Source organism: uncultured Thiocystis sp., assembly GCF_903866365.1.
In the GTDB taxonomy this organism is placed as follows: Bacteria; Pseudomonadota; Gammaproteobacteria; order Chromatiales; family Chromatiaceae; genus Chromatium.
Map to the genome: position 1 here is coordinate 1 of NZ_CAIPNF010000470.1, position 2,684 is coordinate 2,684.

General features: G+C 61.0%; 6 protein-coding genes. All 6 read right to left on the reverse strand.

Features of this window, described 5'->3' with window-relative positions; all coding sequences use genetic code 11:
• Nucleotides 1-378 precede the first annotated feature (378 nt).
• Complete coding sequence (locus QZY07_RS25825) at nt 379-741, reverse strand: hypothetical protein (protein ID WP_295409048.1); 363 nt, start codon at nt 739-741, stop codon at nt 379-381.
• 9 nt (nt 742-750) lie between these two features.
• Nucleotides 751-1,059: a hypothetical protein gene (locus QZY07_RS25830; RefSeq protein ID WP_295409049.1), complete on the reverse strand. Its 309-nt coding sequence runs from the start codon at nt 1,057-1,059 to the stop codon at nt 751-753.
• A 246-nt stretch (nt 1,060-1,305) separates the two neighbouring features.
• Entirely contained in the window at nt 1,306-1,542 is a 237-nt protein-coding gene (locus QZY07_RS25835; protein WP_295409052.1) for a hypothetical protein, read from the reverse strand.
• Nucleotides 1,539-2,306 (reverse strand): phage antirepressor KilAC domain-containing protein, encoded by a 768-nt coding sequence (locus QZY07_RS25840; RefSeq protein WP_295409054.1) that lies wholly within the window; start codon nt 2,304-2,306, stop codon nt 1,539-1,541. Before QZY07_RS25840 ends, QZY07_RS25835 begins: the two co-directional genes overlap by 4 nt.
• Nucleotides 2,303-2,506 carry a hypothetical protein gene (locus tag QZY07_RS25845; RefSeq protein WP_295409056.1) on the reverse strand — a complete coding sequence of 68 codons (204 nt, stop codon included), beginning with the start codon at nt 2,504-2,506 and terminating at the stop codon, nt 2,303-2,305. Before QZY07_RS25845 ends, QZY07_RS25840 begins: the two co-directional genes overlap by 4 nt.
• The coding region (locus tag QZY07_RS25850) for a hypothetical protein (RefSeq protein WP_295409057.1) at nt 2,503-2,684 on the reverse strand (182 nt) is incomplete at its 5' end. The genes QZY07_RS25850 and QZY07_RS25845, both read right to left, overlap by 4 nt.

Sequence of the window (2,684 nt, forward strand, 5' to 3'; positions counted from 1 at the left end):
CCAGCCCATACAGACCCCATCGAACAACAGTGCCAAAACCGGATTTTACCCGAACACGGGAAGTTGTGTGTAATGGGATGCCTTTAAGCCCATCAGCCGGGGGGTTCCTTGTGTCGTTCATCTTGCGTTGTTCCTGCGTCGTTCCTGCGTCGTTCCCTTTTTTGACGGACTGATCCATCGACGCCAAGGGAAGCCTTTTTAAGGCGATTTCCGGGAAAGTTTATAACCATGCCACAGGCTTCAAAATGGACAGAATTAACAGGATTTTTCAAGATTAACAGGATTAACAGGATTAACAGGATTAACAGGATTAACAGGATTAAAAACAGCTTTTACGAAATCCTGTCCATCCTGAGCAATCCTGTTAATCCTGTCCATTCACCGCCTTCCTGTTGGGTAGATTGTTTTCAGAAAATCGCCTAAGTACCCGCGATGCGGGTTTGAACCGGCTTCGATCAGCAGCGGAACCGCTCTCCCGAGGTCGGGAAGAACGCGCTCTAACTCACGAATGGTCGCGCGAACCTCGCCCTTGGTTGGCGTCCATCGGCGGACCTGACTGCCCGGATCGGGAATAAACGACACGGCGTCGCAGATCGTTTGGTAGTCGATTCGATACGTCAGCCCGGCAGTTCCCGTGGCGTAATCCATGTGCCGACGGAAGACCCGCAGATAGATCAACTGCGCGAGCATCGATAACCCTCGGAGCGCCGCATCCTCTTGATCATTCCATTTGGTTTCCATGGCGGCGCGTTACCCTTCCGCGCGGGCACCGGCCCGGATCTGCTCCAGGAGCGCCTGGACCGTGGTGTGTTGCGTTTTCGCGAGGGTGGCGAGTCGGGCATGTGCCTGGCGGATTGCTCGTTCCCGGTCAAGGTCACAGGCGACCATCCGTCCCGTCTCGATGTCCGAGACCATCCAATAGAGATCGCCCTGGGGAGGGCGATGGAGGGCGAGTTGCCAGGCGGTCGGGGCCAGCGGTTCGGCATCCGCGTCGGGTTGGCCGTGCCACGCCAAACGCAGACGGATCTTGGGGCAAGGGAGCGAGGTCAGGCGCGTCATGAGCGGCGCTCCAGGGTGCCGGAGGCCCCTTCCAGGAGGGTCGCGATGGTCTCCAGCAAATCGACGCTGGACCAGAGATCGCCGGACGATCAACCCGGATCGCCAAGATCCGCGTCGATGGCGGTTTGGCGGATCAGCGCCCGCACCGAATGCACCATGGCCGAGACGGTGTCGAGCGCGTCGAGGGGATCGAACGTGGGCGCGGCAATCCACTGCGCGATGGATCGAGTGGGCGCGTCGGGGCGTTCATGCCGCCGCCTCCTGCTGGATCACGTCGCGCAGCCAGCCGATACAGCCAATGAAGAACGCGCGTTGCTCGTGGGCGTTAACTTCCTTGAAAGCGTCAGCAACCGCCTGGGACGCCTTCTCTGTGGCGTACTCGCTTCCTTTCTCAACGACGTCTCCAAGCGCAGACCCGACGAGTTGGTGGCCATCCGCCTGGGGGGATGAAAGGTTGTCGTTGCTCTCGCTCACGTTGCTCATGCCGCACCCCCGTTGACCGGAGACAGCATCGCGGCCAACTTCGTCAAGCCCTTGGCGGTGACCAGCACCTGCTCGACAATCCGATCGGTCCCGTCGTCCTGGACCGTTTTGGTGATCTTGTGTTCGAGGACGCCTTGCTGGAGTTTGTCTTGAGACGCGGTCCAATTCTTGCCGCCCGCGCGCCGATCGATCCAACGATTCGCGCTCAGGCGCTGGATCAGCGCCCTGGGGTTGATTTGCAGGGTCTTGGCGGCGTTGGTCAGGTTGAGCGTCCCGGACGATGGCGTGGCGATCCGGTCCAGGGCATCGGCCTTGGGCTGGATGACCGCGACGGTGGATTCCAGCGCCAGTCGTTCCTGCTCGGCCTGCATCGCGAGTTCGATCAGCTGCAGGCGGGAGACGTTGGCGGGGTTGAGGGAGGGCTGCGCCAATGTCCCATTGACGTGCGCGTCGAAGACGCGGACGATTTCCGCCTGTACCTCGAAGGCGTTCTCGGTCTCCGACTTCATACCGATGAAGATCGCTTGCTTTTGGCTAAGGTAGAACTCGGTCGATGGGCGGCCACCTTGAGCGCCGGAGGTTTGCCCCACGGCAGGGCAAACTCCAAATTTCAATAACTTGTCTTCGTTTGCCTTGATGAGGTCGCGAATCTTGCGGGGGCGCTCGAAGCCCAGCCGAACAGCGAGATCCAGATCCTTCATGCGGGGTTCACCCTGGATAGGCGTGAGGACGAGCGCGGACGTGCGGGGGGGATGGTCGGTCATCGCGTCTCCCGTGCGAGTTTGCGGAGGATCTCGGCTTGGCGGTCGGACAGAAACAGCGACTCGCCGTACTCGTCGTACCGCGCGATGAGCGAGGCGACCAATTCCATCTCCCAATCCGTGCTGGCGTTTACTTCAGCCGCCTCCAGCGTGCCGGCGATGTCGGCGAACACGTCGGAGGCCGTGGCTTGAGTCGTTCTCATGCCGCCTCCGCGTCGCGCACGGTCTGCTGCGCCAGCGCCTGGCTGGAACGGCGGATGCGCGCGATCAACGGCGCGGGCTGGATGTTTTCCAGCCATTGGCGACGGTGCAGAAAGCCGATGCGATCCAGGATCTTCAGGCGCTGCAGGATCCCCCGTCGCGCCTTGCCGTGGCGAACGC